General features: G+C 71.6%; 12 protein-coding genes. All 12 read right to left on the bottom strand.

Going from position 1 to position 12,316, the window contains the following annotated elements; translation table 11 throughout:
* Positions 1–42: 42 nt before the first annotated feature.
* Complete coding sequence (locus tag HNQ01_RS11880; RefSeq protein WP_173805646.1) at positions 43–519, bottom strand: hypothetical protein; 477 nt, start codon at positions 517–519, stop codon at positions 43–45.
* Positions 516–1,004: a M23 family metallopeptidase gene (locus HNQ01_RS11875; RefSeq protein WP_173805645.1), complete on the bottom strand. Its 489-nt coding sequence runs from the start codon at positions 1,002–1,004 to the stop codon at positions 516–518. Before HNQ01_RS11875 ends, HNQ01_RS11880 begins: the two co-directional genes overlap by 4 nt.
* A gap of 31 nt (positions 1,005–1,035) precedes the next feature.
* A complete protein-coding gene (gene tssH / locus HNQ01_RS11870; protein ID WP_173805644.1) occupies positions 1,036–3,726 on the bottom strand; it encodes a type VI secretion system ATPase TssH in 2,691 nt (896 codons plus the stop codon).
* Positions 3,719–4,756 carry a type VI secretion system baseplate subunit TssG gene (tssG, locus tag HNQ01_RS11865; protein WP_173805643.1) on the bottom strand — a complete coding sequence of 346 codons (1,038 nt, stop codon included), beginning with the start codon at positions 4,754–4,756 and terminating at the stop codon, positions 3,719–3,721. Before tssG ends, tssH begins: the two co-directional genes overlap by 8 nt.
* Positions 4,753–6,636: a type VI secretion system baseplate subunit TssF gene (gene tssF, locus HNQ01_RS11860; protein WP_173805642.1), complete on the bottom strand. Its 1,884-nt coding sequence runs from the start codon at positions 6,634–6,636 to the stop codon at positions 4,753–4,755. Before tssF ends, tssG begins: the two co-directional genes overlap by 4 nt.
* Positions 6,636–7,184, bottom strand: coding sequence for a type VI secretion system baseplate subunit TssE (tssE, locus tag HNQ01_RS11855; protein WP_173805641.1), 549 nt, complete (start codon positions 7,182–7,184; stop codon positions 6,636–6,638). The genes tssF and tssE overlap by 1 nt, the downstream gene beginning before the upstream one ends.
* Positions 7,171–8,106: a type VI secretion system accessory protein TagJ gene (locus HNQ01_RS11850; RefSeq protein ID WP_173805640.1), complete on the bottom strand. Its 936-nt coding sequence runs from the start codon at positions 8,104–8,106 to the stop codon at positions 7,171–7,173. The genes tssE and HNQ01_RS11850 overlap by 14 nt, the downstream gene beginning before the upstream one ends.
* Positions 8,084–8,557, bottom strand: a complete 474-nt coding sequence (locus HNQ01_RS11845; protein ID WP_173805639.1) for an Hcp family type VI secretion system effector — start codon at positions 8,555–8,557, stop codon at positions 8,084–8,086. Before HNQ01_RS11845 ends, HNQ01_RS11850 begins: the two co-directional genes overlap by 23 nt.
* Positions 8,558–8,564: 7 nt before the next feature.
* On the bottom strand, positions 8,565–9,041 hold the full coding sequence (locus HNQ01_RS11840) for an Hcp family type VI secretion system effector (RefSeq protein WP_173805638.1): 477 nt from the start codon (positions 9,039–9,041) through the stop codon (positions 8,565–8,567).
* An 81-nt stretch (positions 9,042–9,122) separates the two neighbouring features.
* On the bottom strand, positions 9,123–10,622 hold the full coding sequence (gene tssC, locus HNQ01_RS11835; protein ID WP_173805637.1) for a type VI secretion system contractile sheath large subunit: 1,500 nt from the start codon (positions 10,620–10,622) through the stop codon (positions 9,123–9,125).
* A gap of 46 nt (positions 10,623–10,668) precedes the next feature.
* Positions 10,669–11,175 (bottom strand): type VI secretion system contractile sheath small subunit, encoded by a 507-nt coding sequence (gene tssB, locus HNQ01_RS11830; RefSeq protein ID WP_149502765.1) that lies wholly within the window; start codon positions 11,173–11,175, stop codon positions 10,669–10,671.
* A 61-nt stretch (positions 11,176–11,236) separates the two neighbouring features.
* A complete protein-coding gene (gene tssA / locus HNQ01_RS11825) occupies positions 11,237–12,316 on the bottom strand; it encodes a type VI secretion system protein TssA (RefSeq protein WP_173805636.1) in 1,080 nt (359 codons plus the stop codon).

Raw genomic sequence — 12,316 nt, 5'->3', positions numbered from 1 at the left:
CGCGGGGGGCGTAAAGCGACGAAAGTCATCTGGTCCGTGTGATCAAGGTTCGTCTTCGCGGCAAACCATTCTTGCCGTCTCGACCGCGACCAGCTTGCGGCTTTTCATGTCGGCTCGCCAGACCTCCTCGATGCCGCTGCCCCTGCGTATCTCTTTCCGGCCTCGCCAGGTGGCGAGCAGCAGCACGGTCTGCTTGAGAGGCTGATGCCCGATCGAACAGTTTCCCGCTGACAAGTCGAGACTGAGGCCGGTCCGGACATTTCCGAACTCGTGCACGTCCAGGACCTTGCCCGGACCCAAAGGCGCACTGACGGCCCCGGTGTCCACCAGCCATGCACGCAGCACCGTCTTGCATTCACCGAGCACCAGCCTGTGACGCTGCCCCCCCTGGCCGTCGGCCATGACACCTGACTCCTGGAGAATCTTGCAATCAGGCGCCGCCGCCAGTTCCAGCGCGCTGGCTCCGCAGCAGAACCCCATCAACATTCCCATGACAGCAACCGAGCCCAGCTTTCTCATTGCATGGTTTCCATGATCGGATCGAGAAGAGGACACTTGCCGAAGATTTGCAATGGACTGATCCGGCCCGCCAGCCCCTTGCCCGGAAATGGCATCGTGCGAATTTCGAAGTGCAGATGCTGATCCAGCCCCGTCATGGAAGACGCATTGCCGCTGTTTCCGGTCAAGGCCACCTTCTGCTTCATGGTGACTGTGTCCCCCATCTTGACCAGAATCTGCTGCAGATGCGCGTAGCCCGCGTACAGAGACTGCCCGCCATGATCGAACTGGACCATCAGCATCAGCCCCAAGGCACCATTGTCTGACGCATAGACGACCTTTCCGTCCGAGATCGCATAGCACGGCGTGGATGGCACGGCATAAAAATCCCAGCCCTGATGCGGCTTGGGCGTTCCGTCCGCGTACTTCCTGACCCAGCCGAACGTGTGAGAGTTGCTGTTGCGACGAATCACGTTCGACACCAGCGGCCAGCAGATGGCACCCATGTGGACCCCCTTGAAAATCGATCGATGACGATCAGGAAAACCGATAGATGAAATCACCCGCATCGACCCCCAGACGGATCGATGCCAGCGCCTGCCCCTGCGCCAGCCGCGTCAGGTACTCCACCGAAATCCGCGGCAGCACCGTGTTGGTCAGGATGGCGTCGATGACACGGCCGCCCGACTCGGCCTCGGTGCAGCGCGAGACGACCAGGCGGACGACCGATTCGTCGTACTCGAAGGGAATGCCGTGGTTGTCCCGCACCCGGCGGGCGATGCGGCCGAGCTGCAGCCGCACGATCTCGGCGAGCATCGCGTCCGACAGCGGGTAGTAGGGAATCGTCACCAGACGCCCGAGCAGGGCCGCCGGGAAGACCTTCAGCAGCGGCTCGCGCAGGGCCTGCGCGATCGCCTCGGGCTCGGGCGTCAGCTCCGGGTCGCGGCACAGGCCCATGATCAGGTCGCTGCCGACGTTGCTGGTCAGCAGGATGATGGTGTTGCGGAAGTCGATGTCGCGCCCTTCCCCATCTTCCATCCAGCCCTTGTCGAAGACCTGGAAGAACAGCTCGTGCACGTCCGGATGCGCCTTCTCGACCTCGTCGAGCAGCACGACGCTGTACGGCCGCCGCCGCACCGCCTCGGTCAGCACGCCGCCCTCGCCGTAGCCGACATAGCCCGGCGGCGCGCCCTTGAGCGTGGAGACGGTGTGCGCCTCCTGGAACTCGCTCATGTTGATGGTGATGACGTTCTGCTCGCCGCCGTAGAGCGCCTCGGCCAGCGCCAGCGCCGTCTCGGTCTTGCCGACGCCCGAGGTGCCGGCCAGCAGGAAGACGCCGATCGGCTTGTTCGGGTTGTCCAGCCGCGCGCGCGAGGTCTGGATGCGCCGGGCGATCATGTCCAGCGCGTGCTTCTGGCCGATGACGCGCCGGTTGAGCGTGTCGGCCAGCGCCAGCACCGCCTGCACCTCGTTGCGGACCATGCGGCCGACGGGAATGCCGGTCCAGTCCTGCACCACCGCGGCCACCGCCTGCTCGTCGACGGTGGGCAGGATCAGCGGTGCGTCGCCCTGCAGCTGCGTCAGCTCGGCCTGCAGCGCCTGCAGCTCGGCGACCGCGTCGGCGCGCTCGGCCTCGGTCGGCGGCGCGACGGGGGCGGCGCCGTCCGGCGCTCCGGCCGGATCGCCGGGCTGCGCGCGCAGCCGCGCCCGCAGCGCCAGCACGCGGTCGACCAGCGCCTTCTCCTGGCCGAAGCGCTCGCCCAGCTCGGCCTGGCGCGCCTGCTCGGCCTCGATCGCCGCGGCCAGGCGGGTGCGGCGGGCGCTCACGTCGATGCCGATCGCCGCCTCGCGCTCGACGATGTCCCGCTCGACCTGCAGCGCCTCCAGCCGGCGCCGACTGTCCTCCAGCGCCGGGGGCGTGGCGTGCTGGCTGACCGCGACGCGCGCGCAGGCGGTGTCGAGCAGGCTGACCGCCTTGTCCGGCAGCTGGCGCGCCGGAATGTAGCGGTGCGAGAGCTTGACCGCCGCCTCGATCGCCTCGTCGAGCAGCACGACGCGGTGGTGGTGCTCCAGCACGGTGGCCACACCGCGCAGCATGTGGACCGCCTTCGCCTCGTCCGGCTCGGGCACCTGCACGACCTGGAAGCGCCGCGTCAGCGCCGGGTCCTTCTCGATGTGCTTCTTGTACTCGGCCCAGGTGGTCGCGGCGATGGTGCGCAGCCTGCCGCGCGCCAGCGCCGGTTTCAGCAGGTTGGCCGCGTCGCCCGTGCCGGCCGCACCGCCCGCGCCGATCAGCGTGTGCGCCTCGTCGATGAACAGGATGATCGGCTTGGGCGAGGCCTGGACCTCGTCGATCACCGCGCGCAGCCTGCTCTCGAACTCGCCCTTCATGCTGGCGCCGGCCTGCAGCAGGCCGATGTCGAGCGCCATCAGGTCCACGTCCTGCAGCTGCGGCGGCACGTCGCCCTGCACCAGCCGCTGCGCGAAGCCCTCGACCACCGCGGTCTTGCCCACGCCCGCCTCGCCGGTCAGGATCGGGTTGTTCTGGCGCCGGCGCATCAGGATGTCGACGATCTGGCGGATCTCCTCGTCGCGGCCGGTGACCGGATCGAGCTCGCCGGCGCGCGCCTTGTCGGTCAGGCTGACGGCGAACTTCTTCAGCGCCTCCTGCTTTCCCATCGCCGCCGGGGCGATCGCGCCGCTGGCCTCGCCGGGGGCGGCGTCGGGCGTGTCGATGGTGCTGGCGGCCTCCTCGGGCGAGCCGGCGACGATCTGCGCCAGCTCGGCGCCGAGGCGGTTGACGTCGACACGGTCGAACTGCCGGCTGATCGACTGCAGCCGCCGCGCCAGCCGCTCGGTCTTGAGCAGACCGAACAGCAGGTGGCCGGTGCGCACCTGCGTGGCGCCGAACTTCAGCGAGGCATAGACCCAGGCGCGCTCGACCGCGTCGCCGACCGCCTCCTCGATGTCGGAAATGGTGCTGGCGCCCCGCGGCAGGCGCTCGAGCGCGCTGCCCAGGTCCGAGGCCAGCCGCCCGGCGTCCACCTGGAAATGGCGCAGGATGCGGTGCAGGTCGCTGTCGGGCAGGTTCAGCAGCTGCGAGAACCAGTGCTCCAGCATCACATGCGGATTGCCGCGCAGCTTGCAGAACACGGTCGCGCCCTCGATGGCCTTGTAGGCCAGCGGGTCGAGCTTGCCGAACAGCGCGGCACGGCTGATCTCAGACATGGACAGGATCTCCCGGAGAGAGGCGTCGATCGGAAGAGAGGCGCAGGTCGGCGCGGTCCGGATGGGGGCCGCGCCGGCCCAGCCAGGTGCTCAGCCCGAGCCGGCCGCCGCGCCCGGTCAGCCGCAGCGGCGGCACCTCGGCGCCGCGCAGCGCCGGACGGATTTCCCAGCGCAGCGACGGCCCGACGAAGCAGGCGACCAGGTCATGCAGCGCACGCAGCGCCGGCGTGCCGGGCAGGAAGCGCTCGTAGTCGGCCCAGCCCAGCGGACCCAGATGGACGCGGAACCGGTACTGCCGATCCCAGACCCGGCTGCCGGCGACGACATCGACGCCGAGCCGGTTGCGCGAGCCGGCGCCGGCCAGCGGACGCAGCCGGGTGCGGTCCTGCGGGTGCAGCGTCATCCAGTGCCCGGCATGCGACTCGATGCGCACCGGCAGGCCGAAGTGCGCGGCGATCATCTTGCGCAGGCCCTCGGCATGGCGCGGCCCGTGCAGCAGGTGCCCGAGCAGATGCCGGCGCAGATCGTCGGGCAGGCTGTCGCCCGAGGGCGTGCCGGGCGGCGCCAGCCCGCCGAGCGCACCCGCCTGGCGCGCGAAGACATCCTGGCCCGGCCGGTCGCGCTGCACCGTCGGCTGGGCCTGGGCCCAGGCGCGGAAGAACAGCAGCAGCGCGCGGTGATGGAAGATGTCGGCGAAGCGCGCCGGCGCGCTGTCGCCGGCCTGGTGCTCGCGCTCGCGCACGAACTCGGTCAGGTGCAGCGGCATCGGCCCCATCGGCCCGAACAGGCCGAAGAAGCGCACGCCCAGCCGCGGCACGCCGGTGAGCTCGCTCATCCGCCACGACGACAGCGCCGCCGGCGCGAAGTCGAGCTCGACATCCTGACCCAGCCGCAGCGGCTCGCCCGCCGGCCGCAGCGCGGTGCCCAGCGGCGGCAGATCCGACCGCTCGGCCTGGATGCGGCGCAGCAGCGCAAAGAAGTCGTGCGACCAGGGCTGCAGCGCCGGATCCGGATCGGGATCGGGCTTCACAGCAGCGCTCCGGTGCCGCAGCGCGGCGGCCAGGCCATGATCTCGCCGCGGCGCGAGGACAGGAGCCGGGTCGTCACGAAGCTGTTGATCGCCGCATGGCGCGCCAGGTAGCGCTCGAGCACGCTGCCGAACAGGAAGGCGCTGCCGCCCTGGAAGGCGCTGTCGTCGACCTCGAGCACGACCTCCGCGCCGCTGCCGAAGGTCAGCGGCCCGGCCTGCGGCAGCCGGCGGGTGACGGTGCGGGCCTGCACGCCCAGCAGTCCGTCGACCCAGCGCTGCCAGCCGGCCTCGCCGTCGGGGCCGAACAGGCGCAGCAGCGCGCGCAGCGTCGCCGCGGCCCGGGCCGGATCCTCGCCGGCCAGCGACAGATGGTTCAGCGCCAGCAGCCGCACCAGCGACCAGCCCTCCTCGCCGCGCGGCAGGCGCTGCACCGGCCGGGTCGGCCCGCGCAGCGTCTCGATGCGGCGCACCGGCCCCGGCGTGTCGAGCGACCACAGCCCGGTGATGCCGCCCCCGGTCCCGGCGCCGGGCAGCAGCAGCGGCAGATCGCGGTTGCTGACCCAGGCCCGCACCGAGAGCTGGCGCAGGTCCTGCGCATACGGCGCCTGGGCCGCGTCGACCAGCGACAGGAAGCATTCGGTGCCGATCCAGGCACTGCGCGTGCCCTGGCTGCGCTGGCGCTCGGAGAGCTGGCGCGGCTCGCGGCGCACGGTGTACCAGGCCTCGTGGCGCCCCTCGAGCGCGTGCGGCACCGCATAGAGCGGCAGGAAGAGCTGCTGCGACTGCGCGCCGGTGCCGTGGCCGATCACCTCGTCGAGGGTGTGGACCTCGAAGTCCAGCGGCCGGGTGCGGTCCGGCACGACCGGATGCTCCCAGCGCGAGGGCAGCAGCGCGATGCGGTCGAGCCGCTTCGGGAACAGGTTGATCACCGGCGTGCAGCCCAGCGCCAGCGCCTGGCGGTCGACCAGCGGCTCCAGCCCCGGATCGGCACGCGCCGACAGGATGAACAGCTCGGCCTCCTGGCCTTCGACCGCCGCGAGGCGCTCGCGCAGCTGCTCGACCGCGAAGAACAGCAGCCGCTGCGGCATCGCGGCGAACTCCTGCAGCAGCCGGTGGCCGGAGAAGCCGCGCAGCGTCTCGGGCAGCAGCGCCTCGTCGTCGTCGAAGCCCTGCGGCCGCACCGAGCCGGCATCGCGCCAGCCGCGGCGCGGGTCCTGGCCGGCCGGCGGCGCCACCCAGCTGCCGAGCACCGGCCCGCAGACCCGCTCGTGCAGCCGCAGTGCCGTCTCGTCGGGCGCGCAGACATGGAAGCTCAGGCGCTCGATCGGCAGATCGCGCAGCGCCGGGCCGTGGCTGCGCAGCCGGATGCGCAGGCCGCCACGCACCGGCCGGTCAAGCGGCAGCCGGTGCAGCGGCAGGTCGGCCGCATGGCTGAAGCAGCGCACCTCGACGATCTCCAGCGGCCACAGCTGCACCTCGTGCGCGGTGCGGAACTCGCAGCGGGTCGCCTGGCCGCGCACCTCCTCGCTCAGCAATGCGCTGCCGCGCGGCACCACCGGTCCGGCCGCCAGCGCCGGATCGAGCAGGTCGGGCAGCATGCGCACGATCGCCATGCTCGGCACCGGCGCGACGAAGCCCGGCTGCACCACCTCCAGCAGGTGCTGCACGAAGCGCGGGTACTCCGCATCGACATGCAGCTGGACCCGCGCGGCCAGGAAGGCGAAGCCCTCGAGCAGCCGCTCGACATACGGATCGGCGACCTCCAGGCCGCTCATCGTCAGCCGCCCGGCGATCTTCGGATAGGCCCGCGCGAACTCGCTGCCGACCTCGCGCAGATGGGCCAGCTCCTCGTTGTAGCGGCGCAGCAGGCCCGGATCCATCAGGGCCTCCCGGGCGGCAGCGCGCTGCGCGTGCTCTCGCGCACCTCGATCTGGCCGGCCTCCAGGTCCATGCGGGTGCGCAGCAGCAGCTCCAGCGGCACCGGCTGCGCCCACAGGTGGCCGCGGATCTCGAACTCGATGATGTTGTGCGTCTCCAGCACCGAGGCCGCCTCGAGCGCACGCACCGTCAGCGTCTCCTCGACCAGCCGCGGCTCGAAGCTCAGCAGCACCTGGCGCAGCGTGCGCTCCATCAGCGGCACGTCGATGCGCGAGGCCAGCTGGCCGGCCAGCGGCGGCAGCCCGAAGTTCAGCACCGACTGCGCCAGCCACGGATAGCGGCGCCTGTGCGCATCGTCGAGCAGGCAGGTGGCATTGAGCAGCCAGCCCAGGTCGCGCAGCACCGCGCGGCGCAGCTGCGCAGGGCCGACGATGCGACCGTCGGCCGCGTCACGCGGCTGCTGCGGCGCGTCGTCGACCAGCCGGTCGAGCAGCGCCGGCTGCAGCCGGTCGGCCGCCCGCTCCAGGCCGGATCCGTCAGCGGGAAGCATCGCCATGGCCCTCGTCCCCACCCTCGCCCTCGCCTTCGCGCTCGCCTGCCGGCGCGTCGATCACGATCTCGCGCACCTCCAGCAGGCCGCACTCCTCGGCCTCGGTGCAGAGCAGGCGCTGGCCCAGACCGCGGAACTGGTCGGGCTGGTGCTGCGGCGCCAGCGCGATCCAGTCGGTGCGACGCGCCAGCCGCCGCGCGTCGCGCAGCGCGGCCGGATCGCCGCCCTCGCCCTCGCTGTCCGCATCCGCATCGGGTGCGTAGCGCACCGGCAGCAGCGCGACCGTCTCGCCGCCGGACACGAAGGTCAGCCGCGCCGGCAGCCACACCAGATCGCGCAGGTCCTCGGGCGCGTCGATCTCGATCCGGCGCAGCGCCTGCAGCGGCAGCCAGCCGTAGCGGCCGCGCATCATCACCTCCAGCACCGGCCCCAGGCGCGAATCGGCGTCGGCCAGCCACGCGAAGGGCCGGCCGTCGAGCGTGCCGCTGCAGGCCGGCGCCTGCTCGAGCGCCCGGGCACGCAGGACGGCCGCGACCGCCACGTCGCCACGGCCGTCGGCCGCCAGCGCCTCGGCCAGCAGGCCGACCCAGGCCGGCGGCTCGCCGAAGACCAGCGGCGTGGTGCGACCGCTCATCACCGCCTCGCGCACCTGCTCGGCCTGCAGCGCCTCGCGGCAGGTCGCCACCATCGCCAGCGCACCGGCATCGAGCTCGCCGCACAGCACCAGCTGCTGGGCCGCGCGCGGCCACTGGCGCAGCAGCACCAGCAGCTGGAACAGGAAGATGCGCAGCCGGGCATCGGCCGGCTGGCGACGCACCTGCTGCTGCAGGCTCGCGAGCGCGCCGGCCAGATCGCCGGCGGCGACCCGGCGCGCCGCGTCGTCGGCCGCGGCCGGGGCCTCAGACCTCGTCGGTGAAGACATGACTGGCTCCGCGCTGGCCGCTGCGCTGCTGCGGCAGGTACTCGAGCTCGACCTTCGTGAAGGCCACGGTGACGCTCTCGCTCACGTCGCCGTCGCTGCCGGTGTCGAGCACGACCGAAGTGATGCGCGCGCCCTTGAGCGTCAGCCGCAGGAAGTCCTGCTGGCCCTCGCCGGCCTTGCGCATCGTCAGCTTCAGCTCCTTGACCTCGTCGTTGGTCGCCAGCGCGCTCAGCAGTCCGGTGCTGGCGGTGTCGGCGCCCTTGACGAAGCTGAGCTCGCGGTAGGAGCGCCGCGCGGTGGCCTGCACCGAGCCCATCGCGGTCTGCGCCGACACGCCCCAGGACCAGCCGCGCACCGCGATGTCGTCCTCGTGCCCGGGCGCGATGCATTCGCCCTTGAGCTTGCCGGCGCGGCGGGTCTGCAGATGGACATAGGTGTCCGTGGCGGCCATGGCGACCTCAGCGCGTCTCGGTGGTCGCGAGGTTCCAGCCGAACTTGACCTCGCCGCTCAGGCCGCCCTTGTCGTCCTGCGCCTTGTAGGAGAACTCGATGTCCTTGTAGGTCATCGAGACCGACTCGGTGATGTCGCCGCCCTGCGAGCCCGAGGGCGCGATGTGGTTGATCAGCACCTCCTTCATCGTCACCTTGAAGTAGTCCTTCTGGCCCTCGCCGGACTTGCGCGCGGTCAGCACGACGCTGGCGAAGTGCTTGCCCTGCGCGCAGTGCTTGGCCAGCACCGGCGAGGACTTGTCGTAGAGGTGCACGAACTGGAAGGGGTGGCCCTCGCCCTTGCCCTTGCCGGAGCCGCCCCCCGCCAGCGCGCTGGCATTGGCCGCGCCCCAGCTCCACGACAGCACCTCGATCTGGCCCTTGTGGTCCTTGTGGGTGGCCTCGCCTTCGACGCCGTCGAACTTGATGTGGGTATCGGTGGACATGACTTGCTTCCTCTGGCTGCGTGGGTGTGGAGGGATGCGGGGGCCGGGCCCCGCGGGTCGGGTTGGGGGTGGGCCTCGGGCTCAGGCCTGCTTCTGCGCCGGCAGCTTGGAGACCAGGCGCAGCGACACCGTCAGCCCCTCGAGCTGGTAGTGCGGGCGCAGGAAGAACTTGGAGGTGTAGTAGCCGGGATTGCCCGGAATCTCCTCGACGACGACCTGGGCGGCGGCCAGCGGCTTCTCGGCCTTGGTGTGCTCGGAGGAGTTGGCCGGATCGCCGTCGACGTAGTTCATGATCCAGTCGTTGAGCCAGCGCTCCATCTCGTGGCGCTCCTTGAAGGCGCCGACCTTGTCGCGGACCATGCACTTCAGGTAGTGCGCGAAGCGGCAGGTCGCGAACAGGTAGGGCAGCCGCGCGGCGAGGTTGGCGTTGGCGGTGGCGTCCGGGTCGTCGTACTCGGCCGGCTTCTGCAGCGACTGCGCGCCGATGAAGGCGGCGAAGTCGGAGTTCTTGCGGTGCACCAGCGGCATCAGGCCGTTCTTGGCCAGCTCCGCCTCGCGCCGGTCGCTGATGGCGATCTCGGTCGGACACTTCATGTCGACGCCGCCGTCGTCGCTCGGGAAGGTGTGCGTCGGCAGGCCCTCGACCGCGCCGCCGGACTCCACGCCGCGAATGCGCGAGCACCAGCCGTAGAGCTTGAACGAGCGGTTGATGTTGGTCGCCATCGCGTAGGCGGCGCTGGCCCAGGCGTACTTGCCGTGGTCGGCGCCGTCGGTGTCCTCCTCGAAGTCGAAGTCGTCGACCGGATTGGTGCGCGCGCCGTAGGGCTGGCGGGCCAGGAAGCGCGGCATCGCCATGCCGATGTAGCGCGCGTCGTCCGACTCTCGCAGCGAGCGCCAGCCGGCGTACTGCGGCGTCGTGAAGATCTTGGTCAGGTCGCGCGGATTGGCCAGCTCCTGCCAGGAATCCATCTGCAGCAGCGACGGCGCCGGCGCGGTGATGAAGGGCGCGTGGGCCGCGGCCGAGATCTTCGCGATCTCGCCGAGCAGCTCGACGTCGGGCGGCGAGTGGTCGAAGGTGTAGTCGCCGACCAGGCAGCCGTAGGGATGGCCGCCGAGCTGGCCGTACTCCTCCTCGTAGATGCGCTTGAAGATCGGGCTCTGGTCCCAGGCCGTGCCCTTGTAGCGCTTGAGCGTCCTGTGCAGATCCGTCTTCGAGACGTTCATGACGCGGATCTTCAGCATCTCGTCGGTCTCGGTGTTGTTGACGAGATGGTGCAGGCCGCGCCAGGCGCTCTCGAGCTTCTGGAAGTCGGCGTGGTGCAGGATCTGGTTGATCTGCGCGCTCAGCCGGCGGTCGATCTCGGCGATCATCGCGCCGATCGAGCGCATGACGTCGTCGCCGACCAGCGCGGTCTGCGCCAGCGCCTGCTGCGCCAGCGTCTGCACCGCCTGCTCGACCTCGGAGCGCAGGTCGTCGCTGCGCGGACGGAACTCGCGCTCGAGCAGCGCGGCGAAGTCGTCGCCCTGGAAGTCGACGCCGGCAAAGGCCGGAGCGGCGGTCTGGGTCTGTGCGTCGGCCATCGGGCCCTCCTGTGCGTGGATCGGGATCAGCGAAGCGGTCGCGGCCTCATTCCGCCGCGGGGCGCGGCGCCGCGGCCAGCGACTGCAGCAGCGCCGGGTCCTTGATGACCCGGGCGATCAGCTCCTCGGCGCCGGTCTTGCCGTCCATGTAGGTGATCAGGTTGGCGAGCTGCTGGCGCGCGGCCAGCAGCTGCGACAGGCTGTCGACCCGGCGCGCGATCGCGCCCGGGGTGAAGTCGTCCATGCTCTCGAAGCTCAGGTCGATCGACAGATTGCCCTCGCCGGTCAGCGTGTTGGGCACCTGGAAGGCGACCCGCGGCTTCATCGCCTTCATGCGCGCATCGAAGTTGTCGACGTCGATGTCGACGAACTTGCGCTCGGCCACCGGCGCGAGCGGCTCGGCCGGCTTGCCCGAGAGGTCGGCGAGCACGCCCATCACGAAGGGCAGCTGCATCTTCTTCTCGGCGCCATAGAGCTCGACGTCGTACTCGATCTGCACGCGCGGCGCGCGGTTGCGGGCGATGAACTTCTGGCTGCTGGTGGACATGGCGATCGGGCTCCAGGAAGGCGGGGAAGGAACGGAGGGCCGGAGGGCGTGCGCGGCGGGGCCGCGCTCAGCCGCCGCCGGTGGCCTCCTCGTAGGACAGGCCGGCGATGCGCTCGACCGACTCGATGCCGTCGGAGGCGAGGTCCTTGACGATCTCGAAGAAGCTCTTGCCCATCAGGCGCTGGGCGCGGCGGATCAGCAGCGGCGCCGGATGCGAGGGCTCGTTGCGCTCGAGCCATTCGCAGACGCGCTCGAGCTGGCGCAGCGCCTCGTCGCGGCTGGTGATCGTGCCCGGCGGCAGCGCCGGCACCGCGACCATCGTCGGCGCGGCCGGCGAGGCGGCGACCGCACCGGCACCGGTCCCGGCCGCATCGGGCGCGGTCGCGGCGGCCTGCGGCGCCATCGCCGCCCCCGGCGCGACACCCGCCATCGCGACCGTCGCGGCCAGTGCCTGCAGCAGCTGGCGCAGCGGCCGCAGCTCCGGCGCCTGCGCGGCGGCCTGGCGCTGCAGCACCGCCGCCAGCGTCTCCAGCGGCTGCGGCAAGGTCGCCAGATCGGCCAGCAGGCCCGGCTGCGCCGCCTCGGCCGCACGCAGCGCCGGCGCCAGCGCGGCCGCCACCGGCACCGGCTCGCCCTCGCGCGCGGCCGCCCGGCCGCTGGCGAGCTCGAGCTGGCGGCCGGTCAGCCCGGTGCGGTCGCCGGGCACCCGCGCGGCGCGGATGTCGGCCATCAGCAGCGACGCGTCGGCCAGCTCGGCCAGCGCGTTCATGCGCATGAAATGGTCGTCGGGCTCGTCCGGATCGGGCCGCGGCCAGACGCTGTCCCAGTGCCGCTCGAGCAGCCCGGCGACCAGGCGCAGGCCCGGCGCCAACGCCCCCAATCCGTCGAGACGCAGCGCCGCGCGCAGCAGCCGCACGGCCACCCGCAGATCGCGCCCGCGTCCGAACAGGGCCAGCGCATGCTGGCGCATCGCCACCCAGTCCGGATCCTCGGCCGGGATCAGCGTGTCGCCGTACTGCTGCTCCGGGCGGCCCGCAGCAGCCCGCTCCAGCGCCTGGAAGTCCTCGTCGTACTCCAGGTCGGTCTCGCCGCAGGGGGCCGAGGCCTCGAGCGGGAGCAGCAGCGCATCGACATCGATGGAACTCAT

Source organism: Sphaerotilus uruguayifluvii, from assembly GCF_013294065.1.
GTDB lineage: Bacteria > Pseudomonadota > Gammaproteobacteria > Burkholderiales > Burkholderiaceae_C > Sphaerotilus > Sphaerotilus uruguayifluvii.
This window is presented reverse-complemented; position numbering and strand designations above follow the sequence as displayed.